The following is a 596-nucleotide window of genomic DNA, read 5'->3' on the forward strand; positions in this document are numbered from 1 at the left end:
GGAGCCAGCCGCCTAAGGTGGGACAGATGATTGGGGTGAAGTCGTAACAAGGTAGCCGTATCGGAAGGTGCGGCTGGATCACCTCCTTTCTAAGGATATTGTGACCACCCTTTACAGGGTAGGCGCAACACAGGTTGACTGTTTGGTTGTTTAGTTTTGAAGGTTTAACCTTCAAGAGGGGCCTATAGCTCAGCTGGTTAGAGCGCACGCCTGATAAGCGTGAGGTCGGTGGTTCGAGTCCACTTAGGCCCACCATTTTCAAATTTATACCCGTCTATGGGGCCTTAGCTCAGCTGGGAGAGCGCCTGCCTTGCACGCAGGAGGTCAGCGGTTCGATCCCGCTAGGCTCCACCAACATACTCTTTCGAGTGAGAAAGAAAACTCGGAAACTTTTGTATGGAACTCGTTCCTTGAAAACTGGATAACGACATCAAAGTAAGAAAGATAAACCGAGAATCGCCATCTTAGGGTTTTCTAATGAAAACTTTTTAAGAAAGACCTTTTTAACTAGGTTAAGTTAATAAGGGCGCACGGTGGATGCCTTGGCACTAGGAGCCGATGAAGGACGGTACGAACACCGATATGCTTCGGGGAGC

At 49.2% G+C, this 596-nt stretch carries 2 tRNA genes and 2 rRNA genes; all 4 read left to right on the forward strand.

Annotated elements, in window-relative coordinates:
* Positions 1-89: ribosomal RNA gene (locus KP77_RS00970) — 16S ribosomal RNA — on the forward strand; the annotation flags it as partial.
* Positions 90-178: 89 nt separating this feature from the next.
* Positions 179-255, forward strand: a tRNA-Ile gene (locus KP77_RS00975).
* Between the two features lie 23 nt (positions 256-278).
* Positions 279-354, forward strand: a tRNA-Ala gene (locus tag KP77_RS00980).
* Positions 355-510: 156 nt separating this feature from the next.
* A 23S ribosomal RNA gene (locus tag KP77_RS00985) occupies positions 511-596 on the forward strand; the annotation flags it as partial.

The organism is Jeotgalibacillus alimentarius (genome assembly GCF_000829445.1).
Taxonomy (GTDB): domain Bacteria; phylum Bacillota; class Bacilli; order Bacillales; family Jeotgalibacillaceae; genus Jeotgalibacillus; species Jeotgalibacillus alimentarius.